Below are 24,857 nucleotides of genomic sequence, written 5' to 3'. Positions count from 1 at the left end.
GAAGCCGTCCATCTCGACCAATAGCTGGTTGAGCGTCTGTTCGCGTTCGTCGTGGCCGCCGCCCAGACCGGCGCCGCGCTGACGGCCTACCGCATCGATCTCGTCGATGAAGATGATGCACGGTGCGGTCTTCTTCGCCTGTTCGAACAGATCGCGCACGCGCGACGCGCCGACGCCCACGAACATCTCTACGAAGTCGGAACCGGAGATGCTGTAGAACGGCACGCCCGCCTCGCCTGCGATCGCGCGCGCCAGGAGCGTCTTGCCGCTGCCCGGCGGCCCGAGCAAGAGCAGCCCTTTGGGGATGCGCGCACCGAGCGACTGGAATTTCTTCGGATACTTCAGGAACTCGACGACTTCAGCAAGCTCTTCCTTTGCCTCGTCGACGCCGGCGACGTCCGCGAACGTCACCTTGGCGCGGTTCTCCGAATGCAGTTTCGCGCGGCTACGTCCAAACGAGAGCGCTTGGCTGCCGCCCGACTGCGCCTGGCGGATGAAGAATAAGAAGATGCCGATGAGGATGATGAACGGGATCGCGCTGACGATGACCGTCCAGTTGAAAATGGATGAACTCGAGCCGGGATCGAAACTGTAGGCGATATGCTCTTTATCGAGCAGCTTTTGCAGATCGTCCGAGTTTCCGGGCGGGATGTTGACGTGAACTATCGTGTTGTCGGTCAACGTGGCGGTTGCTTGGCCGTCGGCCGAAGCGATGACGACCTTGCTGAACTTGGTCGGATCGGCCTCGATCTGCGATTTGAACGCGCTGTAAGAAGGCGCCGCCGGCTGCTGTTTGCCGCTCTGCTGGTACCACGTGAACGCGAACACCATGAGAATGCCAACGCCCAGCCACCAGAGCATCGCGCGACCGTATCTAGCCAAGGGACTTACTCCTACCGCTTTCCCGGACGCCGCCGGACCTCTGGGCCAAGAGTTGCCTGACCGGCCGAGCAAGCTCGGCCGCTACTCTTCATTGATTGGGGGGACATGACAGCTTGCAGATGTATGGAAGATTGCGGAACGCTTCTTGGTAGTCCAATCCGTACCCTACCAAAAATGCGTCTGGTGCCGTCATCCCTACGTAGTCCACATGCACGTCCGCCATGCGATGGAACGGCTTATCCATGAGCGCGCAGGCCCGCAAACTTCGCGGTTCCCGGCTCTGTAGATTGTTGAGAAGATATTCGAGGGTGAGACCTTCGTCCACGATGTCCTCGACCAGCAGGATGTTTCTTCCGGCCGGATTGGTGTCGAGGTCTTTCAGCAAGCGCACGTCGCCTTTTGCGCCGCGTCGGCCGGTGCCGTACGAACTCACCACGATGAAGTCGATCGTGATCGGATAGTCGCTGAGCTGACGCATGAGATCAGATGCGAAGAGGATGGCGCCCTTCAGGACGCCGACCAAGACTATCGGCTCGCCCGCATAGTCCCGGCGAATCGCATCTGCCAATCGGCGAATCGCGGCGGCGATGTCGTCGGCGGTAAAGACGATATCGCCGAGCATCCCCAGGTCCGCGGCAGCCTTCATTACTCGCTCCGCTCCATAGTGATGCTATCGGTCGCCGACGGCCGGCCCGGTACACGTGCGGGCCGCCAGGCGATCTGAACGGCCGGCTCCGCACCGTGGACTGCGTACGGTTCCATGACGCGGACGCCGATCGCCGCCGCGATTTGTCCGTTCACGCAGAGCAGCGGCACGGCCGTGCGCCGGTCGCGCGGCACGCCTTGCTTTGCGAGAAAGCGCGCAAGCGAAATCGCATGACGGCGACCCGACGGCGTGCACGTATCTCCGCTTTGAGGCAAGCGAACGCTGAGTCGCGCTGTCCGCGGCACTGCTGCAGCGCGCAACGTAACCGTGTAGGGCGGACCTTTATGGTCCGCCGCGATGTTGGGCGGACGTTTATGGTCCGCCTCGATGTTGGGCGGGCCTTTATGGCCCGCCGCCGCAAATGGTTTGACGCGCAGCTTTCCCGCCGACAGCAACACCGTCGCTCGCCCCGCTTTGAACGTTCCGCCACGCCGATTCCGGATCGCTTGCGCAATGGCTTCGCATTGCGCGAGCGTGAAATCTCTGATCGTACCTGCGGCCGAACGTACCGCGGCCCTGATGATACGCCGCAGCAGTGCTGTTGGAATATCTCGCAGTGCGCGCGCGTCCAGCGTATCGATAGCGATTCTCGCGCTATTCGCGGCCGACGCGGCGGCCGCGTCGAGCACTGCGCGCTCCTCGGAAGCAAGCGCGGCCGATCGGGCGAGCGCGCGCACCGCGCCCTGCGATCGCGCCGACCAACGGGCTAGAAACGCACGCACCAAGTTTCGACTGTAGCGCACGTCGGTATTCGTCTCATCTGTCGAGATCGGCACGCCATACCGCTCGACGACGGCCGTCATCTGTTCGCGCGTCTGGCCAAGGAACGGCCGCGCGAGAACGATCCCGTCGGATAGCGGCCTCATCGCCGTCATTGCGCCAAGCCCGTCAAGGCCGCAGCCGCGGAATAGCGCGAGCAACACCCATTCGGCGATGTCTCCCGCGTGATGGCCGGTGACCACAACGCGGGCACCGGTGCGGCGGGCCATCGCGCGCAACGCGATGTAGCGCGCGCGCCGCAAGAACGCTTCATCCTTGGGCGCATCCGTCCGCGCGCCGCGTAAGCGCGCCACAAGAACGCGCGCGGATGCGACGCGCGCTTGAGCGCACACAGCGGCGATATCGCGTTCGATCGCGTCTCGCGGCCGTACGCCGTGATCGACGTAGCACGCATGGAGCGTTGCGTGCGGAGCGAGTTCGCGCGCGTGAAGCAGGGCAGCGGCGCTGTCGCTTCCGCCGGACGTGGCGACCGCTATGACGTCAGCGTCCTGCAGTAGGCCAAGCGGCGCTTGCCGGCCAGTCAACGGCGCGTCGGTGCGACGGGAACGCATCAGACGCGGCGCGCCACGCGCTCGACTTCCCGGCGCGCCTCGCGCTGCTTGATGGCCGCACGCTTGTCGTACTGCTTCTTGCCGCGGCCGATGCCGACTTCGACTTTCACCACCCCGCGCTTGAAATAGACGCGTAAGGGCACGAGCGACAGACCTTTCTCCTGAAGCTCCGCCGCGACGCGCGCGATCTCGCGCGCGTGGAGCAACAGCTTGCGGTCGCGACGCGCTTCGTGTTGCGAGAAGAACGTGCCCTGTTGATACGGGGGCACGTGCACGTTCATCAGCCAGATCTCGCCGTTCTTGACCGTCGCGTAGCCGTCCACGAGCGAGCATCCATTCACGCGCAAGCTCTTCACTTCCGTGCCGGTCAGAACGACGCCGGCTTCCAATCGATCGAGGATATGATAGTCGTGGAACGCTCGCCGGTTCGCCGTGATCAGCTTCTCTCCGCCGGTCTCAGCCGCCATCGCCGATATCCGTCACAAAACGCGAACGTCCCTCGGCATAGAGTGTACCGTCCTTACCTTTCAACGTCCCCGAAACTTCCAAGACGCGCCCTCGGCGCGAGGTCACGGCGCCCTCGACGATCAGGGGCTTGTCGGTCGGCACAGGTTTGCGGAAGCGGATCTCGAGGCGCGCAGTCACACACCGGACGCCTGTCGAGAGGGTGGCGTGCGCCATCGCTTCATCTAATAGCACGGCCACGACGCCGCCGTGCATGATGTCGCGCCATCCGGCGAAGGCGTCCCCCGTGATGAGTTCGCTGCGTGCGGTTCCTTCGCCGTATTCGAAGCGCATGCGAAGACCTCGATCGTTGTCGGGTCCGCATGCGAAACACTTTCGGTCGTCTTGGAGCGGCGCCGTCGTCATCCGTCAGTAGCCGATGGCGAGACGCGCCCCGAGCTGCGCCGGCAGCCGGAGCGATTCCATCCGTTCGCGCACGCTGCCGACATCGTAGCCGACGCGGCGGACTTCCACGATTGCATCGGCGGTATCCAAAATAGCATAGGCGGCCTGCGGATTGTGATCGCGCGGCTGACCCACGCTGCCCGGATTGATCAGGTAACGGAAGGTTGGAGCGAGCTCGATGCGCCCTCCGTGCAGCAGTTTCTGCTGAAACGCGCGCCCTTCCAGATCTTGATAGTAGACCTCGGCCACGTGCGTATGCCCGATGAACGTCACGGGGACTTCGACGCGCTCGAACGCACGCTGCGCATCCACGACGTCGGAAATATAGTCGAAATGGAAAACCGGAGCGCCGTGAACCAGCGCGAAACCGCCGGCCAGACCGCCCGCGGCGGCCTCATCGAAATGCCTGTCGCGCGGCAAGCTCTCGAGGTAGCTGCGATTCTCCGGCGTGAGCGCTTCCTGCGTCCAGGTCAGCGCTTCGCGCGCCAGCGGATTGAAAAATTCCGCACCCGCGTTGGAAACCGCGGCTTCGTCGTGATTGCCGGCGATGGTGACACAGTTCCAATCGCGGAGACGGGCGCAGCATTCGTTCGGGTTTGGGCCATAGCCGACGACGTCACCGAGGCACAATAGCTTGTCGATTTTGGCCGCGTCAATCTCCCCGAGGACTGCGTCGAGGGCCTCGAGGTTGCCGTGGATATCTGAAATGATGCCAAATCGCATCCGGCCCGCGTCCCTGCTGTCCCGAGAGGAGCGTGCATATTCTCGCCGTTGAACCAGGGGGCCTCCGCTCTCGTATTGGGAAATGGCGCGACGCGGGCGGAGGGCGCTATGGCTTCGACAGGCGAGCTCGCGTCGCTTGCGCTTATCGCACTTGGTGATTGAAAGGACTGGAAACTTTGATGAGGAGCTTTATTGCAGCCGCTGCGGCTGGCGTTTGCGCGATGTCGCTTGCGTCTGCCGTGCTCGCCGACAGTTCGATGTCGTCGATGTCGAGCATGGGGAAAGTGCAGACCGTCACAGGTCAGGTGATTGATCTAGCTTGCTATACGACATCGGGCGCGCACGGCATGAGCCATGCGAAGTGCGCGATGGCATGCGCGAAGGCCGGCGGAGCGTTGGGCATTCTGACAAGCGACGGCAACGTGCTCGTCTCCGTCGAACCGAAGCCGGGCTCGGATCCCAACAAACTGCTTCTGCCGTACGTAGAAAAGAACGTCACCGTGACCGGAACAGTGTATTCGGGTCACGGACTATCGACGATCGCGATCTCCAAAGTCGCGGCCGCTGCGATGTCAAACTCGATGATGTCTCACTAGGAGCGACAAATGTGGGGCGGACCTTAACGGTCCGCCCTTTTTTTTGGCCGACGAATGATCAATTCTTGCGCTCGTGGAGCCAGATCTGGTTGCCGTCAGGATCGCGCACGAGCGCGATCGTGCAATTGGCCAGGGCATGCGGCTCGGTCACTTCAACGCCGCGTTTGACAAGCTCGGCCCGGTACGCACCGAGATCTCTCACTTCAAGCGCAAGCGACTGCGCGGTGCCTGCCTTTCCGACCTGTTCGAAATCGCCCACGCCGAACGTCGTGCCTGCGACGTCGAACTCGACCCAGTGGTCGCCGTCAAGCCCGGATTTTTGCAACCCGAGTACGTCTCCGTAGAACGCGACGGCGCGTTTCATATCGGTGACCGGGTACATCGCGAACGCCACGTGAGCGATGGACATCTTGAGTATCTCCTTCGATCTATCGATTGCGGCGAGTGTATGGTACGACGTCGACCTCCGAACCTGCGGCAAATGCGCCCACTCCCTCCGGAATCACCACGAGCCCGTCGGCGAGACCGAGGATGTGCATGTGCGCCGATGTACCGAAGAGCGGCGTCGCGACGAGGCCGTTGGCATCGCGCGTCAACTTCACAGGGATGCGGTGTTCGAGGTGGGTCGAGACGACGATATCCGCGCGCAGCGTCGCGCGCCACGGCAGCGGTTCGCCGCTGATTCCGAACATGCGCAAGAGCGTCGGCCGGGCGAGCGTCTCGAAAACGACCAACGCTGAAACGGGATTGCCGGGCAGTCCGATAACCGGTTTATCGCCGATGACCGCGAGAACGGCAGGCCTGCCCGGTTTCGCGCGAACCCCGTGCACGATGACACCGGGCGAACCGGCGGCCGAAATCACGGCCGGTGTATAGTCGCGTTCGCCGACGCTCGAACCGCCCGAGATCACGACGGCATCGTTCTCGGCGAGCGCGACGGCGAATGCCGCATCAAACGCCGACCGATCGTCGGCGACGCGTGGATACGGCTGCGGCTCAAAGCCGAGCGCAGTTATTGCGGCGCACAGCGCCGCGCGGTTGCTATCGTGGATTTGGCCGGGCGCAAGAGGGGCGCCCAACGGCACGAGTTCGTCTCCCGTGATCAGCACGCCCACGCGCGGCGCGCGATACACCTCGACTCGATCGACTCCAGCCGTCGCGAGCATGCCGATCGCCGCGGGGCTCACGATCGTGCCCGCTTCGCAGAGCAGATCGCCGGCCCGCACGTCTGCGCCCTCGCGCGTGACATGGTCCTCGAGATCGGTGCCATCGCGGATCTTTACAACATCGCCGTCGTCCTCGGCATCTTCCATCATGACGACGCCGTCTGCGCTTGCGGGTAATGCGCCGCCGGTGGGAATCCGCATGCACGACCCGCGCACAAGGCCGCCCGGTGCGGCTTTGCCCATGGCGACGTCGCCTACGACGCGCAATATGACGGGCGTCGTCTCGCTCGCTCGGGCGACGTCGGCGCCGATAACGGCAAATCCGTCGACGCACGATCGAGTGAACGGCGGAACATTTTCGACGGCGTGCACGGCTGCGGCGAGGACGCGCCCGTCGGCCGCCGCCACGGCGATGTTTTCGCGCGCAGCCGTACGCAACGGGAATTCGGCCATTGCGGCTAGCGCGTCGCGGACGCTCACGCGCCGCATCACACTTCGTTCCTGTGTCGCCACTCACACCTCCGTCACGTCCGGCCCCGACCGATAGTCTTGATATGCGGTTGGCTTCATCGCGTTCTTCGGAGGGTTCATGTTTCCCCATACGATAGATGATCTATTGCGTCTGACCGTCGAGAAGGGCGCGTCGGACTTGCATCTCGTCGTCGGCAGCGCACCGGTCATCCGGCTGCATGGCGTGCTCACACCAGTCGTTCAGGAAAAGCTTTCGCCGGCCGCAACGCAGGAACTGATCGCGGCCTTGATGACGAAAAACGATCAGGTCACGCTCGAAGAGCACCGCGAGGTGGACTTCGCATATTCGCTCGCCGGCGTCTCGCGGTTTCGCGTCAACGCCTGCTTCCAGCGCGATTCGTTGAGCGCCGTCCTTCGGGCGATTCCCGGCAACCCGCCGCGTTTGGAGAAAATGGGTCTGCCCGCAGTCGTCGAGCAGATGACGCACAAACCCCGCGGACTCGTGCTCGTGACCGGCCCGACGGGTTCGGGCAAGTCCACGACCCTCGCCGCGATGATCAACTACATCAATCGCAACAAAGCGGTGCGCATCGTCACGATTGAAGACCCGATCGAGTTCCTGCACACCAACGAAAAGTCGGTGATCAGTCAGCGGGAGGTCGGGCGCGACACGCTCTCCTTCAACAATGCGCTGCGCTCGGCGCTGCGTCAGGATCCCGATGTCATCCTTGTCGGCGAGATGCGCGACCTCGAGACGATCGCGCTTGCGCTGACCGCGGCCGAAACCGGCCACCTCGTGTTCGGCACGTTGCATACGCAGTCGGCGCCGGAATCCATCAACCGCATGGTCGACGTCTTTCCGCCCGAGCAGCAGGAACAAGTGCGGCTGCAGCTTTGCGGCGTGCTCGAAGCGGTGTTCACGCAGACCCTCGTTCCCAAGGCCGACGGATCCGGGCGCGTGTGCGCGATGGAGATCTTGCTGGGTACGCACGCGGTGCGCAATCTGATACGCGAGAACAAACCCGCGCAGATGACCAACGCGATCCAGACGGGTCAAAACGTGGGCATGCAGACGCTGGACAAATGCCTCGCTGAATTCGTCAACAACGGCTTCATCACGTTGTCCGACGCGCTCGAGAAGAGCTCGCATCCCGAAGAGCTCCAGCGCATGTGCTCCGTGACCGAAGCAAAGCCGCGTTTCGTCTCCGGTTTCTAAACGCACGCGGTGAAGGGCGGCCATCGGCCGCCCTATAAACCGTGGCGAATGCTCGATCGCCACGCCATCCGTGAAGATCCCGATCGATTTCGCCGTTCGTTGCGCCGGCGCGGCGTCGCGCCGGAAGCGATCGACGAGTTCCTCGAACTCGACCGCGCGCATCGTGCGCTCGTCACAGCGCTCGATGGCGCAAAGGCCGAACGGAACCGGCTTTCCGCAGAATTCGCTCAGGCGAAGTCAGGCGGCGCAGACGCCATAGCGGATCTACGCAGACGCTCGTCGGAGCTCGGCGAGAGCATCAAGACGCAAGAAGCCGCTGCAGAGACGGCGGAAGCCCGCATCGCCGAACTGCTTGCGAATCTTCCTAACGTGCTGGCAGACGACGTCCCCGACGGCCGTGACGAGAGCGCGAATGTCGAGGTCGGCCGCTTTCTCGAGCCCACTCGATTTGCGTTCGCGGCAAAACCGCACTGGGAGATCGGCGAACGGTTGGGAATCCTCGATTTCGAACGAGGCGTCCGGTTGGCGCGCAGTCGCTTTACTGTGCTTGCCGCGATGGGCGCGCGGCTCAATCGCGCGCTGGCGACCTTTTTCCTTGAGAGAAATCGCGCGGCCGGTTTTGCAGAGATCTCACCGCCGGTGCTCGTGAATCGGGAATCGCTGTGGGCTACCGGCCAACTCTCAAAATTCAGCGACGCGATGTTCTCGGTCGATGGCGGCGAGCTGTTCCTATCCCCGACGTCTGAAGTACAACTCGTCAACCTTCATCGCGATGAGATTCTCGAGGCCGATGGATTGCCGATCTGTTACACAGCCTTCACGTCATGCTTTCGCCAGGAGGCAGGCGCGGCCGGCAAGGACACGCGCGGGCTCATCCGTCAGCACCAATTCGAGAAGGTAGAGATGGTTTCTCTGTGCACGCCGGACCAGACGGCCGCGATGCACGAGAAAATCGCCGGTCAAGCGCGGTCGCTCTTGGAAGAACTTCGTCTGCCGTACCGGATGGTCGTGCTCTCGGCAGGCGATACGGGTTTTGCTGCGCGCAAGACGTTCGATATTGAGGTATGGCTTCCGGGGCAAGACGCGTATCGCGAGATCTCGTCGTGCAGCGACTGCGGCGACTTTCAGGCGCGCCGGGCCATGATCCGCTTCCGTCCGCAAGCGAAAGCGCGGCCCGAATTCGTTCACACGCTGAACGGCTCCGGGCTCGCGCTAGGGCGCACGCTCGTCGCCATTTTGGAGAACTACCAGCAGGCGGATGGATCAGTGGTCGTGCCGGATGCGCTGCGGCCATACCTCGACGGCATTGACCACATCGGACCGTAACGGTTTCCCGAAGGGGCCGACGCGAGTCGGCCCGGGCTGTCAAAACGTGGGCCGACTCGCGTCGGCCCCTTCGGAAAGTCCGGCCCCTTCAGAAAACGGTCTCTCCATTGTAACGAAAACCGCACTTTGACGGTCTAGTCAGTGTCGGCGCACCGACGTGCCGATATCCATCACCACGGAGGGTGACCGCAATGAGATGGCCGGCGTTGATGCTGTTCACGATGGTCGTCGCGGGATCGGTGGCAGGCATGGTATACAAGCGCTATGCAGACCACCTTGCCGAGCTGCGGGAAGCGGTCCGAGTCGCGGCAACGGGCTAGCGCTCAAGCGAAGATCGGACTTGGATGATCAAGAGGCGCATCCTGACGGGTGCGCCTCTTGCATTTCTTAGAACCTGATGCTCAGCGGCGATGCCAGCTGCAGAATTGCCTCCGAACCCTGCGGAATAGTCACGTCTTCCTTTGAATTGGCGGAATAGAGCGCGCCCGCGATCGCCCCGACCGCACCGCCCGCATTCGTGCCCGCCCACTTGCCGAGGATGTTTCCGACTACCATACCGCCGAGCGTGGCAAGCGCGATCTTGCCGGTGCTGTCCTTCGTCCGGCTTTCCACGCTGACGATCTTCGCGCTGAACCATCCGACCTGGCCGCCGGCCAACGTGATCTTGTCGATCGCAAATTCAAGCTGGGCTTTGCGCCCCTGGCCTGCTTTGACGACGTTGACGACCTTGCCGCTGAGCGTCGCGTTCGCAAATCGCGAATCGTTTTCGGGATAGGGCGCGACGAGTTGCAGCTTCACGACTTGACCGACGAGCGCCGACTTCGACGATAGTTCCGCATTCATCGTCGCGCGCATCTGTGTGCCGGTCGGAACCGAGACAGTTGCGGCGACGGCGCTGAGCGGTGCGAGCAGGGCCGTGACGGCGACGAAAGCGCAAAAAACGGATCGAGAGCTCATGATTCGCTTCTCCTCCTCAGACACCGCGCGATCCGAATGGCGCGGCGCCGCGTCCGTTCATCCTCGTCCAAACGAAAACCCCTGCGCGCGCGCAGGGGTTTTCGGGTTCGTGGACTGCTTGCCGTCTCTTACCGAGATGCGAGGGCTGCGAGCAGTTGCTGGCGGGCGTCGTGGAGGTTCTCAATCGCCTTCACGCGGTAGCCGCTGTAGTCGTGCTGATCGCGATTCAACATGTCGATCGCCTTTTCGACGTATGCGCGGACGTAACGGATGTTGTTGTCGCTTGCGTTCTGGCCAATCATGGCCGGCCGAGCGAGATCGGCGACTGCCGGCACGGACTCGTCGGCGCGATCCGCGCGGATAGCGGCGAGGAGGTCGGCGTCAGCGGCGTTCATGTCGTTGATCGCAGCCGTGCGGTGGCCGTTGTAGTCGGGTTGATCTCGGTTGAGCATCGCGACCCCGCGCGCGATGTAGCCGCGCACGAAACGGATGTTGTCGTCGCTGCGGTCGGACTCGTGGGAGTAGGTGCTCAGCGCTGCGACGATCTGATCCCGCGCGGCCTGCGTGTCTGCGATGGCCTTCACGCGGTAGCCGCCATAGTCGGTGTTGTCGCGCTGCATCATGTCGATCGCACGCTCGAGATAAGCGCGGACGTAGGTCAAGTTGTTGTTGCTGCCCTGCTGGCTGCGCACGAATGCAGCTTCGTCCACTGGGCTGGCCTGGTTGATCATCGGATGTGCGCCCGGGTGGCTGTTGTCGTAGGCGAGCGCCGACGCGATGTCCGCGCGGGCCCGATTGATATCGGTCATCGCGGCGACGCGGTGTCCGCCGTAATCGTGTTGATCGTTGGCCAAGTAGTCGTTGGCGCGCTCGATATAGTTGCTGGCGTAACGCATGTTAGCGTCACTCCAGTCGGCCGAAGCCGGCATTGCCTGCGCGAACACGGTGCACAGGGCAACCGCCGCCGCTCCAGCGATAAGTCTCCCGTTGAACATAGTATAGTCACTCCTCAGTTCGATTGCTCGATGCGGGTTGTGATATTAGGTTACCCCGTCATCCCGCACCGATAACGCAACTTGGGGCGAAAATTACTCCGTGCTTGCGGTGAGAGTCTTATGAAATCCGCCCGGCGGGACCCATGTACCCAAGGTCAATCCGGGGCTAACGCGTCGCATTTCGCCGCGAAGACGAAATCGCTCTCGGTCAAGGCGTCGATCTTGTGTGTCCAGATCTCGATCGCGACGAGCCCCCACGCGAGATGGATATCGGGGTGATGCCATTGCCGTTCCGCCATCTCTCCGACGCGGTTGGTGAACGCGAGTGCCTGGGCAAAATCCTTGAATTTGAATGTCTTCTTCAAATGATGATTCGCGACCGATTCCCACCCTGGAACCTGCGGCAGAAGCAGGGTGATCTCAGCGGCCGTCATGGGCGGCACGCCCCCCTTGCACGGCACACAGTCGCGTTCTGCCAGCCCGCTCATGGTTTCCGTGCCGCGATGATCGCGAAGGTGCCGCACACGCTCGTCACGCGGCCTGCGTTTAACTCAAGGCCGAAGAACTCCGTGCAGCGCTTTGGCGCGGCCAGCAGCCAGCGTTCGAGAGCGCGCCGGTCGTCGGCGGGCATGCGCATGCGCGCCGTCCATTCGTCGAAGGCATAGCGCTTGCTTTGCAGGGCATCTTCCCCGACGATGCGCAGGCCGTTCGCCACCATCCACGCACGCCATTGCGATAGCTTATGCGCCCGAACGTGGCTCGGGTCGCGCCATTTCTCAAAGCGGTTCATGAATTCGTCGAGTTCGTCGTCCTCAGGCGCCATGTTGTCGTCGAGCAAGAAAAGGCCGCCTTTTGAAAGCACGCGCGCCGATTCGCGCACGAAGGCCTGCGGATCTGCGAAATGGTGCGGCGCGATGCGCGCGACGACGATGTCAAAAGACGCATCCTCGTAAGGCAGCGCCTCAGCGTCCGCGAGATCGAAGGTCACGTTTGGCGCTGCGCGCCGCGCCGCGTGCGCTCGGGCTTCCTCGAGCATCGCCGGCGTGAGGTCGATCGCGGTGACGCGCGCGACGTGCGGCGCGAATGCAAGGGCCGTGTGTCCGCCGCCCGTGGCGACGTCCAGCACGCGTTCAGAGCCGCTCGGGGCCGCGAGTTCCAGCAAGCGTGCCAAATCATCGCCGCTCGCGTGCGATGCGCTCGTCACGTATGCATGTGCCGAGGCGCCGAACTGTTCGCGCACGGAGTCCTTCACGGAAGCCGCATCGGGTTTCTCTGCCATCAGCCTCCTATGTGCGACATCTCGACTTTCGGTTCTTCCGAGGTGGCCAGACCGCGAATCTCCGAGTAGCGGTCGTCGCGACCGGCCCAGATGGCCGCCGCGAACGCTTCTAAGTCCCGGTCCGTCGCGCCGCCGCGCAACCGCTCGCGGAAGTCATGGCCGTGCGCCGCAAACAGACACGTGTACAGCAGACCTTCGGAGGACAAGCGCGCCCGAGCGCAGTCGCGGCAGAACGGCTGCGTCACGGAGGCGATGACACCGATCTCGCCGCCGCCGTCCAGGTAACGATAGCGGCCGGCTACCTCGCCGCGGTAGTTCGGCGCCGCAGGCGTGACCGGCAGCTGCGCGTGGATCGCCTGGACGATGCGCGCGGCCGGCACGACGTCGTCGAGCCGCCAGCCGTTCGTGTTGCCCACATCCATGTATTCGATGAAGCGCAAGATATAGTGTGGGCCGCGGAAACGGCGCGCCATGGTCACGACATCCTGCTCGTTGACGCCGCGTTTGACCACCATGTTGATCTTGATCGGACCGAAGCCGGCTGCAAGCGCCGCCTCAATGCCCTCCAGCACTCGCGCAACCGGAAACTCGACGTCGTTCATGGCGCGAAATGTCGCGTCATCGAGCGAGTCGAGACTGACCGTGATGCGGTGCAATCCGGCGTCGCGAAGCTTCGCCGCCTTGTTCGCGAGGAACGAGCCGTTTGTCGTGAGGCTGAGATCGCTGATCCCGGGAATCGCGGCGAGCATCGCGACGAGTTTTTCGAGATCGCGTCTGAGCAACGGCTCGCCGCCGGTCAGCCGGATCTTCTCGACGCCAAGGCCGGCGAACACGCGCGCGAGGCGCGCGATCTCCTCGAACGTGAGCAGAGCGTCATGCGGCAGAAATGCGAAGTCGCGCCCGAAGACGGACTTGGGCATGCAATACGTGCAGCGAAAATTGCATCGATCCGTGACCGAGATGCGCAAGTCGCGCAGCGGCCGAGAACGGGTGTCGAGGATTTCTTTCTCCATAACGGCGGATGAACTACATTCGAGCTTCGACGCCGTCGCTCCGCCCGACGCGTCTGAAGGGGCCGACTTCATGTCGGCCCAGTTGCGTTCGTCTCGTTTCCGCTCGATCTGCCTTCAACGCAGTCGGTGTGTAGGCTGGATGATGAAGGCCTCTTCTACGTCCCTGTACTTGCCGTCGCCGACTATCTCGTCCGATGAGTTGAGCGTCGTCGCGGCTTGCAATTCCCAGTGTGAATTCGCCTGGATCAACGAACCTAGATTTTGGACAACGCCGCGCCGCCATAGGGTGGCGCTGTTGGGCTCGCAAAATCCAACGACGTCCCCTAGTCGGTTGATCCCGACTGCTTCGCACGAGTTGCTTCCGGCAAGGAACGGAAGGTACGTAAATCTTCCGTAGTGCCACGTCCAGGGGATGTTTGGGGAGGTGAATGTGACGCGATTAAATCCAGCAACCTCGTCGAAATTGTTGATGTCGTCGGCCGAGCCAAATAGACTTTGGGCGAGGTATCGCAGTGGCGCTCCCGGGCTGCCGACATCTATTATTGCCCCGCCGACATCGCCTTGATTGATGACACCGAAGCCGACAAAGACCCCCTTATCGCTGATGGCGCTGGGGCGGTCTCCGTTGTAACCGCCAAAATCGAGGATCTGGCCGCCGATCCACTCCACGGCTTGGCTGTCGGAGAAGCCCACTATGACCCCAGACGAGTTGATGCCGGATGCAAAGCTCGTGAACGTTCCCGGCAAGAGACCGAGATTCTGGACGCTGCCGTTCGACCATAACATGGCTTGGAACCCGGCGCTACCAGTGGCGTATCCCACGATTTGACCAGTCGAAGAAATGGAGCTTGCCCAGCTCGAAGTGAAACCCGGAAGCACCGGCAGAACGATTACTTTTCCGTTCTCCCATAGCACCGCTCTTTCGTCGCTAAGATTATGACCCCAGCAACCGCCGACGACTTGCCCGGCGTCATTTATTCGCGATGCGTTGCATCTTGGCAGCCCCGCCGGGGTCGGCAATTCCGAAATTGTGAACTCGCTCGCCTGTGCCGCCGAGGTCGTCGCGACAGCGGCTATGAGCGCCAAGAAGAAAACGGTTATCGGTTTCATGCGTCTCCGGTCTCTAAGTTCATGATTCCGTCTGTCGTTCTCCGCTCGCTCGGTAACCCATGCCATATGAAGCGAGAGGTCGCATCGTCGCCGGTCAGTAATCGTGATATCATGAGCGACGAAACCGCCGACAACGCTTGGTGGACGTTCTCCATAGACGAAGCCGTGCGCGCGGATCCGGAGCAGAGCCGTTTCACCGGTGAGATGGACGTCAATCCGATACGCCCCGGTGGCCGGCGAATGCTCGACTATCACAAGTACATCGGACTCGATCATCTGCTTGTCAGCCAGCACCCCAGTTCGTCGATCCCGGACGAACGTGTCTTCATCACGACGCACCAGCTGCACGAGATCACGTTCAAGATGGTCGCGTTCGATTTGGCGGTCATCGCGCGCACGTTTGAATCGCTGATGTCGGTCGGCGGTGCTGCGGCGATTGTGCGGCGTTGTTCGGAGGACGAGCCGTTTTGGCGGCCCGCGCTTACCGCGGCTGCGCGGGCGAGCTTCGCGTGTCGCGAACTGCTGCCGTCGATCATGCGCTATCTCGGTGACCCGAGAGATGCCGACGAGACGTTCAGCAGCATCGAGTTCTACCGCTTTCGCAAGAACCTCGAACCCGCGAGCGGATTTCAATCGGCGCAGTTCCGGTTGATCCAGCGCGGGCTCGGCAAATCGAACCTGCTGTCGATCCGGCTTTTCCCATCGGACACATACCGCGAGAGTTACGGCGACACGCACGACTCCACCGCGACGGTCGTCGATCCGCTCATCCTCCGCCACGACGCCGCAGTGGCGACGCCCACGACGTCCTCGCCGCTCGCGCTCGTGACGCATCTCGATGATGCAGCCCATCGCGTCCTCGATGCTATCGGCGAACTTGGCCGCGGCAAAGCAGCCGCGCCGGAGCATATCGTCGCCGCAGATGTCGATCGCGCCATCGCGACGCTCGAGCGGATTCTGGCGAGCAAACGGCGAGATGTGTCAGGCGAAGCATTAGAAGAACGCAAACGGCGGCATGCAGCAGCCGTCGAATGGTTCCGTGAAGATATGAGCTCGGCGGTCTCTGCGGAGAACGATCGGCGGGAACACTTGCGACGGGCGCGCGCGGGGGCTCACGTACTGCGCGAGAAAGCTCGCGGTTCGCACCTCGCGACGATCCTCCGCCACATCGTGCGAGCCGACGAAGCGCTGCACGATCCGGCCCACGATAGTTTTCTCTCCGTGCACTTGCGCGTGACGCGCGAGCGATTGCGCCAAGTCAACGCATACGCGGCGAGCCGCGGTGAGCCGGAGCCTTCGGCCGGCACGGGCGGCGGCGGCATCGAGTATCTCGGCTGGGCGCAAAAACACCTCATTCCTCTCTTTCCGGCGCTCGTCGCGTATCGCGAAGTCGGCGAATAGTCGTGTTCGGTGCGGCACTGGCGATCACGACAGTGCTGGCCACGGCCGCCCCGACCCCTGCTCCGCGATCCGTCAGCCTCCAATACGACGTCTATGTAGGCGACACGACGCATCCGGCGGTCGGGGGCTTGATTTGGCTCCAACGCTACGGCCTCAACGGCGTCTCGCTTCAGCGGATCGGTACGATTCGCGAAGGCACCGCGTCCATCGAGTTCAATGCCGATATCGTGCCGCAGCTTCGCCACCCAGACCCGCGGTGGGATTATCATTTTGTGGTGGCATTCGAACTCTCAGGTGCGCAATGGTACTTTTCGCGACCCGTCGATATGATGCACTTCTTTTCGGACGTGCCGGCTGCAATCGAAACGATCGGCAAGGCAAGCGACGGCGGTCGGGACGCCCCGCGCGCAATCGGGCTGGCGCCGTCCACGACTCGAACGCTAACCTTTGAGAATGAGGATGGAACGCCGGCCAAGGGAATGCGCGTCGGGTTGGCCGTTCATCTGAACAACGCCAATCACTGCGCCGTAGAGCAAGGTCCGAACCTCGGTTATTTTCGAACGGATGATTCGGGCGTCGTCTCATTCGAGTCCCCGCCTGCGCCGTTGACGGTGGGCGTCCGCTACTATTCGGACATTCGCGGTGAGTATTTTGCCGAAGTCGAGCTCCTCGTCGGCTCCGAACGCGACATAGTTGTGCGCCGGACCTGGACCCTTCCGTTTCAGCGTGTCTCGCTGAAAGTCGAAGATGTAAGCGGTAAGACTGTTGCCGGCCAGTGGATCGAACAACGGATTCGCACGCACCAGTGTGGAGTCTGGTCGGGCCGAGCAGGCAGAACCGATCCTCAAGGAATCGCAGAGATGAGGATTCAGCCTTTGAGCGTCGACTCGATGTGGGTGCTCTTACCCGGCGATAAGGAGCGCCTGCTCACGCCGCTTGAACTGCACCTCCTCTTCAGCCGTGGTTCGTTGACGATTCGCATCTGATTCATACGAGAACCTAAAGGCGGATACCGAGCACTGTTTTCCGAACGTCGCACAACCTCGCGCATTGGAAGGAAGTATCTACTGTGAAACTTTTCAATTATGTCTCTCTTCGCGTATTGGGGGTCGCCGCGTTGGCGATCGTCGGCACGCTAGTCTCGGCGTCGCTCATGAGCACCGCTTCGGTCACGCTCAACACCGTCTCAGCCGGTGACAAAACCGCCTCGGTGGGTATCCCATCCGGCTGGAAAATTGCCAGGAGCGGGAATGGGTTTATCGGCCTGACCGGTCCGCCCGGCGAACAAATCAACCTTGGCGTGATTGTGATCGGGAAAAACGCGGCGCCAGGCTCCGCTCTCCTTGGCGAGGTTGCCTTCGCTCTACCCTATAGCGATAGCTTAAGAGACAAATTCACCGCGATTATTCACGCGGGTGCCGCTAAGTCAGGGATGCCCCAACCTCAGTTGACGATTGCCAGCGCGACACAGATGAAACTTCCGATGTGCGCGCGTTTGCTGGGCGGCTGGACAGCCGGCTCGGATTCGACGAAGTTCGAGGCCGTGATCTGCTCTCTGAGACCGGATTGGCTCGGGCTCTATAAGAATATCGTCTTCATGGCGCAGGTGCCGTCCAGCCGCGCCGCGCAGGAACGGCCGATCATCGAGCAGATTGTCATGAGCTACCGCGTGACGCCCACGATGTTCAAGAAGATGCTAGCGACGTACACCGCGCTGCCTCCGCAACCCCCGCCGAGTTTGATGTCCGGTATAGCGCCGTACCAAGATCCGACGAACTCGGACTGCTTCGACTACAACGTGATCCGCGAGTCGCCCCCGTGGGAGGTTCCGATGCATTGCGGCGGCACGATGCCCGGATAACGGCGAGGATGTAGGGCGGACCTTGATGGTCCGCCGGCGTGGGGATGTAGGGCGGACCTTCATGGTCCGCCGACGCGGGGATGTAGGGCGGACCTTTATGGTCCGCCGGCGCGCCGTGAAGGCGCGCCCTACACGTTAGGTGGCGGCGGCGGCTTCGAGTTTGGCCGCGTACTCGCGAACGTCTTGTGTGATGCGCATCGAGCAGAAATGCGGACCGCACATCGAGCAGAAGTGCGCCGCCTTTGCGCCTGGTGCGGGAAGCGTTTCATCGTGGAATTGCCGCGCGGTCACGGGATCAAGCGACAACTCGAACTGATCCTCCCAGCGAAATTCGAAGCGCGCTTTGGACAGCACGTCGTCGCGTTCGCGCGCGCCGGGATGTCCTTTGGCTAGGTCGGCGGCGTGCGCCGCGATCTTGTACGCGATCACACCGTCTTTCACGTCTTTGCGGTTCGGCAAACCGAGATGCTCTTTCGGCGTCACGTAGCAGAGCATCGCGGTTCCGTACCAGCCGATCATCGCTGCGCCGATCGCGCTTGTGATGTGATCGTACCCCGGCGCGATATCGGTGACGAGCGGCCCAAGCGTGTAGAACGGCGCCTCCCGGCAGACCGCTAATTGCCGGTCCATGTTCTCCTTGATCAGATGCATCTGTACGTGACCGGGGCCCTCGATCATCGTCTGGACGTCGTGCCGCCAGGCGATCTCTGTCAGTTCGCCGAGCGCTTCCAGCTCGCCGAACTGCGCTGCGTCGTTCGCATCGGCCGTGCAGCCCGGACGCAGCCCGTCGCCGAGCGAGAACGAGACGTCGTACGCCTTCATGATTTCGCAGATCTCTTCGAAATGGGTGTAGAGGAAGTTCTCCTTGCCATGCGTGAGGCACCACTGCGCCATGATCGAACCGCCGCGCGAGACGATCCCCGTGACGCGCTTAGCTGTCAACGGCACGTAACGCATGAGCACGCCGGCATGGATCGTGAAATAGTCGACACCTTGTTCTGCTTGCTCGACGAGCGTGTCGCGGTAGATCTCCCACGACAGCTCCTCCACCTTACCGGCCACTTTTTCGACCGCCTGATAGATCGGCACCGTGCCGATCGGGACCGGCGAATTGCGCAAGATCCACTCGCGCGTTTCGTGGATATTCTTACCGGTGGAGAGGTCCATGACCGTGTCCGCGCCCCAGCGCGTGGCCCAGGTCATCTTCTCCACTTCTTCTTCGATGGACGAACTGATCGCGGAGTTGCCGATATTCGCGTTGATCTTCACCAAGAAGTTGCGGCCGATGATCATCGGCTCGGTCTCCGGATGGTTGATGTTGGCCGGCAGAATCGCGCGGCCGCGCGCGATCTCGTCGCGCACGAACTCCGGCGCGACGCCCTCACGGATCGCCACGTAGTGCATCTCCGGGGTGATCTCGCCGCGGCGCGCATAGTGCATCTGCGTCACGTTGCGGGCTGGCTTAGCGCGCAGTGGTTCGCGCCTGCTCTTGAAGCGCACCGTCTCAAGCGATGCGTCGGCCTCGCGCTCGCGCCGGTATGCCGATGTCGGTCCGTCAAGCGCTTCGACGTCACCCCGGGCTCGGATCCAAGCATCGCGCAACGGTGCAAGACCCTCGCGCACGTCGTGGGCGAGACCAGGGTCCGAATGCGGTCCGCTCGTGTCGTAGACTTTGAAAGACGTGCCGTCGCTCAAATGGATCATGCGCGCGGGAACGCGCAGACCCTCAGGTCCGTCTTCGTAGACCTTGTGGCTCGACGGTTTGATTGGAGTTCCGATGGTTGCGCTCATCGCGGGCATCCCTTCGCTGGCGTTATCCAGAGCAGGTTCAAACGGTCGGCGGCAGCACCGCCCTCTCAGTCCGCGCTGGCGGACTCCCGTGCGCTCGTTGGTTCGAAAGCCTTGGGCCGCACGCCTGGCGCCGGTGCTATACTTACAACTATTCGTCGAAGCGAGCGCGCCCGATGTGAAAGAGGCCCTCGTCATTGTCATCGCCGCTTCGGTATCGCCCATCGCGTGCGGCGGCATGCCCCTTAAGCTGGTGCTCCATTCTCTTGCGGTAGCCGACAACCGCTTGGCGGCAGTCCAGACGAACATCACCACGCACAATATGTTTGCCGCCGATTCCTATCAAAGTCTATGCCGCGAACGCCAACGGCGCTCCGCCGCCGTTGCAAACGATCGCGGGACCCACGTACGATCGCAGCGCCTATATTGACATTTGTCGATGGATTGAGATAATATCGAACAATGTCAATACAGCGTTGCGCGCCGTCGACAAAAGTCGTCGACGGCGACTTCGATGAGGCTGCGCTGCTTTTCAAGGCCCTGGGCGATCCACATCGCCTTGCGATCCTGGCCACGCTGGCGCGCGCCCAAGATGAGGTCTGCGTCTGTGATTTCACGGCCGGTCTTCCACTTGAACAGCCCACGGTTTCTCACCATCTGCGTTTGCTGCGCGAAGCCGGCCTCGTCCGGTCGCAACGCCGCGGAACGTGGGTCTACTATCGCCTGGCTCCGGGCGTCATCGCTAGATTGCGTAGGGCTGTCAACACGCTTTTCTCTCAGAAGGTAGCGGCCGCATGAAGATGCATCTGAATCTCGGAACTCGCGATCTCGCAAAGAGCGTTGCCTTTTACCGTACGCTGCTCGATGCGGAGCCGGCAAAATCGTTTGATGACTACGCGCTCTTTATCGCCGACGATCCGGGACTGGAACTTGCGCTCGATCGCGCGCCGAAGGCGGACCCCTGCCGGGCAGAACATTTCGGCATCGTCGTCGATTCGGCTGAGGCCGTCGACGCGGCGATCGCGCGTCTGCGATCTGCCGGTCTGGCGATTGACGTAGAGTGCGAAGAGACATGCTGCTATGCCAAGCAGACAAAGGTGTGGGCGGCGGATCCTGACGGCAGACGCTGGGAAGTGTATACGGTTCTTGAAGACACAGAAACGCGCGACGATGGGGATGTGACCTGCTGTTCCGACGCAGACCCGGACGCCGAAGAATGCTGCGCCGTCTAAGATGACCGAAGTCCTTTTCGTATGCGTGCACAATGCAGGCCGCAGCCAAATGGCCGCGGCGCTGCTCCATGCGCGTTCCGGCGGAACCGTGCGCGTCCGGTCAGCCGGCAGCGCTCCCGCCGGGAGCATCAACGCCGTTGTGGTAGAAGCGCTCAACGAGGTCGGGATCGATATCGGTCAGGAGTTTCCGAAACCGATGACCGACGACGTCGTGCGCGCCGCCGACGTCGTGATCACGATGGGCTGCGGCGACGCCTGCCCGATCTATCCCGGTAAACGCTACGAGGACTGGGAGGTTGACGATCCGGCCGGCAAGGGCATCGAAACCGTGCGACATATCCGCGACGACATCGAACGCCGGGTTATGCGGCTCATCGACCAGCTCAAGCCGGCCACGTCGACCACCTGAATGCGGCTTCGGGGCGCGCTGATCGCCGAATTCATCGGCACGTTCTTCTTGGTATTCGCCGGAGCGGGCGCGATCGTCGTCGACTCGATCACTCACGAGGTGACCCACGTCGGGGTGTCGCTCGTGTTCGGGCTTGTGATCGGCGTGCTCATCTACGCGCTCGGCCATATCTCCGGCGCGCACTTCAACCCGGCGGTGACGATTTCGTTTTGGGCGCTCGGCGAATTCCCGGCGCGCCGAGTTCCGTGGTATGTTGCGAGCCAATTGCTCGGCGCAGTTGCCGCTAGCGAGCTGCTTCGGGCGCTCTTCGGTATGACAGGCACCCTCGGCGTCACACGTCCGCAAGGAGCCGTCACGATCTCCCTGATCCTCGAAATCGTGTTGACGTTTCTGCTTGCGTTCGTCATCTTCGGATCAGCTGTGCATGGAAAGGCGATCAAGAGCTTCGCCGGAATCGCGATCGGCGGCACGATCGCGCTTGATGCGCTGTTCGGCGGTCCGATCTCTGGGGCTTCGATGAATCCGGCACGCTCGCTCGGGCCGGCGTTGGTCTCCGGCATCTGGGCAGATCAGTGGATCTATGTGGTCGGGCCGATCGCCGGAGCGTTGCTGGCGGTCGTCGCGTACAGATTGATGACGGGTGATAGCAATGAAGGCGGACCATAAAGGTCCGCCCTACATCATTTCACGATGGACGCGTGGTTGCTCCACGAGCCGCGGATATACGAGACGACGTCGGCGACCTGCGCCGGCGTGAGCTGGCCCTTCCACGCGGGCATCTGCGTGCCGTACGACTTGCCCATGACTGGTTGGCCGTGCAGCCCGCCGTTGACGACGGCGACGACCTTCGAAGGATCGCCCGTCACGAACGGATTACCGTCGAGCGGCGGCGCGAGATTCGGTGTTCCTCCACCGGCAGCCCCGTGGCACGAAGCGCAGTTCTGCGTATAGACCGCCTGACCGCGCGCGACCGGACCGGATGCCGCCGCAGCAGGCGCCGCAGCGGCCTCTTCTGCTCCGGCCACCGCGCCGTAGCCGCGCACCGGCGTCTGGCCGGCGCCGCCGCTCGCCTTGATGTGGTCCGTTATCGAAGCGGCGCCGATCCATCCGAATATCCCGACGACGACGACCGAAAGAAACGTGAGGGCAACGAAATACGGCCGTTGGTTAAGCGAACGTTTTCGGTTGCGATCGATCCAGGGCAGGAGCAGCAGCACGCCGACGCCGAGCGTCGGGATCAACGCGGTGCCGACGAGCTCGCCTGAAATCGGACCCATCTGACCGGGTAGCTTCTGCAGCAGCCCGAAGAGCGGATAGAAATACCATGCCGGCGACGGCACGAATTGAGAATTGGTCGGGTCGGCTTTTGCGAGCAGCGGCGCGGGCATCCAAATCGCTAAGCAGACGATGACCGCGAACACCAAAAACGACACGAGCGTGTCCATGAAGATCTGGTCCGGATAGAACCGGCCGAACTTCCTCGGCGTCTCGTCTGCCGGCGGCCCTGCAGCGCCGTTGTGGCGGAACACCGCCAGATGTAGACCGACAAGGCCGAGCAGCATGATCGGCACGAGCCAGACGTGGATGCCGAAAAAGCGATTGATGGTAAGGGTTCCCATCTGCGTGCCGTCTTGCAGAAAGTACTTCTGTGCGGTTCCGACGATCGGGATGTTACCCGCGATGTTGATCGAGACTTGCGACGCCGAATATGCGTTGAGGTCCCACGGCAAGAGATAACCCGTCAGGCCGAGCGCGAGCGTGAGCAGGAACAGCACGACCCCGATGACCCACATGACCTCGCGCGGTTTCTTGTATGCACCCCAGATCATCACTTGGAGCAAGTGGACGGTCATGAGCGCGATCATGGCCGACGCGCCCCAGAAATGCAGGCTAAGGATGAACGCGCCGCCGGTGACGTGGTCGTAGATGAACTTGGTCGATTCCCACGCCGTGGACGCTGACGGCGCGTAATAGAACGTCAGGAAGATGCCGGTGATGATCTGGATGACGAGCGCGATGAGCGTCGCGCTGCCGAACGTATACCAGTAGCTAGCGCCGCCGGGCACGTCCTCGGTGAGGAAATTCTTGAGGGCGGATATGCCGCCGGTGCGTTCTTCGATCCAGTTCAGCATGCGGGCCCTTTCGATTTACGTGTAGCTGAGGACGATTCGGTCGGCAGTCGTCTCATCGTAATTGATCCACGTGACCTCTGCGACGCCGGACTTGTCTTGGAACGGCAGCGGATCGAGACCGCGGTTGGCCGGACCGGCTTCGTGCTTGCCAAATTTCGTATACGTCGAACCGTGACAGGGGCACAGAAACATCTGTTGATCTTTGAGCCAGTTGAAGCGGCAGCCCAAGTGCGGACATACGGGGCTGAATAGAACGATAGCGATGTTCTTGTACGTGACCGGAACCGTGTATTTCACGCCGCCGCTCGATGATTGGAAAAGATCGGGCCGATCCGATTTGAACTGTGCTTCTTGGTCAGGCGTCATCCGCAAGCCCCAGACGTACTCATCGCCGACGTCTTGAAGATAACCGTCAACCGTCTTCTTGGTGAACGTGATCTTCATCGGATCGGCGGCCGCCTGTTCGAACTGCGCGAACTCATCCGCGTTGAGCGGATACCACTGCGGCTTGCCCGCGTCGAGCACGTCCTTCGAAGGCACCAACCCGGCCAGCACGGGAATTGCAACGCCGATTCCCACGAGGCTTCCGGCGACGACGGTCATCTGCGCCATGAACTTTCGGCGGCTTACTTCCGCGGGCGTCTCCGGCTCGTCGTTGATGTGGCTGCTCTCGGACACGAAGGCACCCTCCAAGTGGCTTAGAGGAACAGTTTGCAAAAGGGTTTGCCGCCGGCGCTGAATGCCCCTCGAATCGCCTGCTACGGATGTAGCACGCCTCGGTGCGGGCTTCCAAGGCTGCGAACCCGAACGCAATGGCCGAAATGACCTCGCTTCGCACACTCATGCCGGGTCTACTCTTGTCCATTGCGCTCGCGGCGTTGGCAGCGATATTGGGTTCGCGCTACCCGGTGGTTGGTGCGCCCATTTTTGCGATCGCATTCGGCATCCTGGTGCGGGGATTCGTGGCCGCGTCGGCGCTCAACCGAGGCGTTGCATTCGCCGCTCGCACGTTGCTGCAGGCGGGCATCGTCTTACTCGGTTTCGGCCTGAATCTTGCCCTACTTTGGCGCGCCGGCGCTTCGAGTCTTCCGGTGCTCGCGGGCTCGCTTGCTGCAGGGCTCTTGGGCGGTCTGCTGCTCGGATCTCTGATGCGCATCGGATTCAACATCCGCATGCTCGTGGCAGCGGGCACGTCGATCTGCGGCGCATCGGCGATTGCGGCGATCGCCCCGATCATCGAAGCCGACGGCGGCGACGTGGCGTTCGCGACGGCGACTATCTTCCTCTATAACATCGTGGCGGTTTTTCTGTTCCCCCCGCTTGGCCATGCGTTGCACATGAGTCAGACCGTCTT

29 protein-coding genes and 1 riboswitch are annotated in these 24,857 nt (G+C 62.3%); of the genes, 12 read left to right on the top strand and 17 right to left on the bottom strand.

What is annotated here, in order from left to right; translation table 11 throughout:
- The 6 genes from VKT51_01330 to VKT51_01305 form a co-directional block, all read right to left on the bottom strand.
- The coding region (locus tag VKT51_01330) for an ATP-dependent metallopeptidase FtsH/Yme1/Tma family protein (protein ID HLJ82801.1) at positions 1–882 on the bottom strand (882 nt) is incomplete at its 3' end.
- A gap of 88 nt (positions 883–970) precedes the next feature.
- On the bottom strand, positions 971–1,528 hold the full coding sequence (gene hpt / locus VKT51_01325) for a hypoxanthine phosphoribosyltransferase (protein HLJ82800.1): 558 nt from the start codon (positions 1,526–1,528) through the stop codon (positions 971–973).
- Positions 1,528–2,919 (bottom strand): tRNA lysidine(34) synthetase TilS, encoded by a 1,392-nt coding sequence (gene tilS, locus VKT51_01320; protein HLJ82799.1) that lies wholly within the window; start codon positions 2,917–2,919, stop codon positions 1,528–1,530. Before tilS ends, hpt begins: the two co-directional genes overlap by 1 nt.
- On the bottom strand, positions 2,919–3,386 hold the full coding sequence (gene smpB / locus VKT51_01315; GenBank protein ID HLJ82798.1) for an SsrA-binding protein SmpB: 468 nt from the start codon (positions 3,384–3,386) through the stop codon (positions 2,919–2,921). The genes tilS and smpB overlap by 1 nt, the downstream gene beginning before the upstream one ends.
- Positions 3,376–3,717 (bottom strand): PaaI family thioesterase, encoded by a 342-nt coding sequence (locus tag VKT51_01310; GenBank protein ID HLJ82797.1) that lies wholly within the window; start codon positions 3,715–3,717, stop codon positions 3,376–3,378. Before VKT51_01310 ends, smpB begins: the two co-directional genes overlap by 11 nt.
- Before the next feature lie 75 nt (positions 3,718–3,792).
- Positions 3,793–4,551 carry a metallophosphoesterase family protein gene (locus VKT51_01305; protein ID HLJ82796.1) on the bottom strand — a complete coding sequence of 253 codons (759 nt, stop codon included), beginning with the start codon at positions 4,549–4,551 and terminating at the stop codon, positions 3,793–3,795.
- Between the two features lie 179 nt (positions 4,552–4,730).
- Here VKT51_01305 and VKT51_01300 point away from each other — a divergent pair, with 179 nt between their 5' ends.
- Complete coding sequence (locus VKT51_01300; protein ID HLJ82795.1) at positions 4,731–5,147, top strand: hypothetical protein; 417 nt, start codon at positions 4,731–4,733, stop codon at positions 5,145–5,147.
- A 58-nt stretch (positions 5,148–5,205) separates the two neighbouring features.
- On the opposite strand, the gene VKT51_01295 is transcribed toward VKT51_01300, so the two are convergent.
- Both VKT51_01295 and glp read right to left on the bottom strand, forming a co-directional pair.
- On the bottom strand, positions 5,206–5,556 hold the full coding sequence (locus VKT51_01295; protein ID HLJ82794.1) for a VOC family protein: 351 nt from the start codon (positions 5,554–5,556) through the stop codon (positions 5,206–5,208).
- A 19-nt stretch (positions 5,557–5,575) separates the two neighbouring features.
- Positions 5,576–6,802, bottom strand: a complete 1,227-nt coding sequence (gene glp / locus VKT51_01290) for a gephyrin-like molybdotransferase Glp (protein HLJ82793.1) — start codon at positions 6,800–6,802, stop codon at positions 5,576–5,578.
- 100 nt (positions 6,803–6,902) lie between these two features.
- Here glp and VKT51_01285 point away from each other — a divergent pair, with 100 nt between their 5' ends.
- From VKT51_01285 to VKT51_01275, 3 genes are all read left to right on the top strand, one after another.
- Positions 6,903–8,000: a type IV pilus twitching motility protein PilT gene (locus VKT51_01285; GenBank protein ID HLJ82792.1), complete on the top strand. Its 1,098-nt coding sequence runs from the start codon at positions 6,903–6,905 to the stop codon at positions 7,998–8,000.
- A gap of 48 nt (positions 8,001–8,048) precedes the next feature.
- Positions 8,049–9,326, top strand: a complete 1,278-nt coding sequence (gene serS / locus VKT51_01280; GenBank protein ID HLJ82791.1) for a serine--tRNA ligase — start codon at positions 8,049–8,051, stop codon at positions 9,324–9,326.
- A gap of 191 nt (positions 9,327–9,517) precedes the next feature.
- On the top strand, positions 9,518–9,646 hold the full coding sequence (locus tag VKT51_01275) for a hypothetical protein (protein ID HLJ82790.1): 129 nt from the start codon (positions 9,518–9,520) through the stop codon (positions 9,644–9,646).
- Positions 9,647–9,713: 67 nt separating this feature from the next.
- Here VKT51_01275 and VKT51_01270 read toward each other — a convergent pair whose 3' ends face one another.
- The 6 genes from VKT51_01270 to VKT51_01245 form a co-directional block, all read right to left on the bottom strand.
- Positions 9,714–10,283: a hypothetical protein gene (locus VKT51_01270; GenBank protein ID HLJ82789.1), complete on the bottom strand. Its 570-nt coding sequence runs from the start codon at positions 10,281–10,283 to the stop codon at positions 9,714–9,716.
- Between the two features lie 128 nt (positions 10,284–10,411).
- Positions 10,412–11,179 (bottom strand): hypothetical protein, encoded by a 768-nt coding sequence (locus VKT51_01265; protein ID HLJ82788.1) that lies wholly within the window; start codon positions 11,177–11,179, stop codon positions 10,412–10,414.
- 254 nt (positions 11,180–11,433) lie between these two features.
- Positions 11,434–11,766, bottom strand: coding sequence for a 4a-hydroxytetrahydrobiopterin dehydratase (locus VKT51_01260; GenBank protein HLJ82787.1), 333 nt, complete (start codon positions 11,764–11,766; stop codon positions 11,434–11,436).
- The gene (locus tag VKT51_01255; protein ID HLJ82786.1) at positions 11,763–12,557 is read right to left on the bottom strand and encodes a methyltransferase domain-containing protein; all 795 of its coding nucleotides are present in this window, start codon (positions 12,555–12,557) and stop codon (positions 11,763–11,765) included. Before VKT51_01255 ends, VKT51_01260 begins: the two co-directional genes overlap by 4 nt.
- The gene (gene moaA / locus VKT51_01250) at positions 12,557–13,642 is read right to left on the bottom strand and encodes a GTP 3',8-cyclase MoaA (GenBank protein HLJ82785.1); all 1,086 of its coding nucleotides are present in this window, start codon (positions 13,640–13,642) and stop codon (positions 12,557–12,559) included. The genes VKT51_01255 and moaA overlap by 1 nt, the downstream gene beginning before the upstream one ends.
- 42 nt (positions 13,643–13,684) lie before the next feature.
- Positions 13,685–14,680 (bottom strand): hypothetical protein, encoded by a 996-nt coding sequence (locus VKT51_01245; protein HLJ82784.1) that lies wholly within the window; start codon positions 14,678–14,680, stop codon positions 13,685–13,687.
- A 111-nt stretch (positions 14,681–14,791) separates the two neighbouring features.
- Here VKT51_01245 and VKT51_01240 point away from each other — a divergent pair, with 111 nt between their 5' ends.
- The 3 genes from VKT51_01240 (at position 14,792) to VKT51_01230 (ending at position 17,942) form a co-directional block, all read left to right on the top strand.
- Entirely contained in the window at positions 14,792–16,081 is a 1,290-nt protein-coding gene (locus VKT51_01240; protein HLJ82783.1) for a tryptophan 2,3-dioxygenase family protein, read from the top strand.
- 2 nt (positions 16,082–16,083) lie between these two features.
- The gene (locus VKT51_01235) at positions 16,084–17,067 is read left to right on the top strand and encodes a hypothetical protein (GenBank protein HLJ82782.1); all 984 of its coding nucleotides are present in this window, start codon (positions 16,084–16,086) and stop codon (positions 17,065–17,067) included.
- A gap of 131 nt (positions 17,068–17,198) precedes the next feature.
- Entirely contained in the window at positions 17,199–17,942 is a 744-nt protein-coding gene (locus tag VKT51_01230) for a hypothetical protein (protein ID HLJ82781.1), read from the top strand.
- A gap of 135 nt (positions 17,943–18,077) precedes the next feature.
- Here the strand turns inward: VKT51_01230 and thiC are convergent, their stop codons facing one another.
- On the bottom strand, positions 18,078–19,733 hold the full coding sequence (thiC, locus tag VKT51_01225; GenBank protein ID HLJ82780.1) for a phosphomethylpyrimidine synthase ThiC: 1,656 nt from the start codon (positions 19,731–19,733) through the stop codon (positions 18,078–18,080).
- Positions 19,724–19,833, bottom strand: a riboswitch (TPP riboswitch). (Overlaps the previous gene by 10 nt.)
- A 359-nt stretch (positions 19,834–20,192) precedes the next feature.
- On the opposite strand from thiC, the gene VKT51_01220 reads away from it, so the two are divergent.
- From VKT51_01220 to VKT51_01205, 4 genes are read left to right on the top strand one after another with little or no spacing between them, the layout of a single operon-like run.
- Positions 20,193–20,528 (top strand): metalloregulator ArsR/SmtB family transcription factor, encoded by a 336-nt coding sequence (locus tag VKT51_01220; protein HLJ82779.1) that lies wholly within the window; start codon positions 20,193–20,195, stop codon positions 20,526–20,528.
- Complete coding sequence (locus tag VKT51_01215) at positions 20,525–20,962, top strand: ArsI/CadI family heavy metal resistance metalloenzyme (protein HLJ82778.1); 438 nt, start codon at positions 20,525–20,527, stop codon at positions 20,960–20,962. The genes VKT51_01220 and VKT51_01215 overlap by 4 nt, the downstream gene beginning before the upstream one ends.
- Position 20,963: 1 nt before the next feature.
- Positions 20,964–21,371, top strand: coding sequence for an arsenate reductase ArsC (locus VKT51_01210; GenBank protein HLJ82777.1), 408 nt, complete (start codon positions 20,964–20,966; stop codon positions 21,369–21,371).
- The gene (locus tag VKT51_01205) at positions 21,372–22,037 is read left to right on the top strand and encodes an MIP family channel protein (protein HLJ82776.1); all 666 of its coding nucleotides are present in this window, start codon (positions 21,372–21,374) and stop codon (positions 22,035–22,037) included.
- A 14-nt stretch (positions 22,038–22,051) separates the two neighbouring features.
- Here VKT51_01205 and VKT51_01200 read toward each other — a convergent pair whose 3' ends face one another.
- Positions 22,052–23,503: a cytochrome b N-terminal domain-containing protein gene (locus tag VKT51_01200; GenBank protein ID HLJ82775.1), complete on the bottom strand. Its 1,452-nt coding sequence runs from the start codon at positions 23,501–23,503 to the stop codon at positions 22,052–22,054.
- Between the two features lie 15 nt (positions 23,504–23,518).
- Entirely contained in the window at positions 23,519–24,181 is a 663-nt protein-coding gene (locus VKT51_01195; protein HLJ82774.1) for a ubiquinol-cytochrome c reductase iron-sulfur subunit, read from the bottom strand.
- Positions 24,182–24,315: 134 nt separating this feature from the next.
- On the opposite strand from VKT51_01195, the gene VKT51_01190 reads away from it, so the two are divergent.
- A partial coding sequence (locus tag VKT51_01190; GenBank protein ID HLJ82773.1) for a putative sulfate exporter family transporter occupies positions 24,316–24,857 on the top strand: 542 nt, incomplete at its 3' end.

It is taken from the genome of Candidatus Eremiobacteraceae bacterium (genome assembly GCA_035295225.1).
Lineage (GTDB): Bacteria > Vulcanimicrobiota > Vulcanimicrobiia > Eremiobacterales > Eremiobacteraceae > JABCYQ01.
This window is presented reverse-complemented; position numbering and strand designations above follow the sequence as displayed.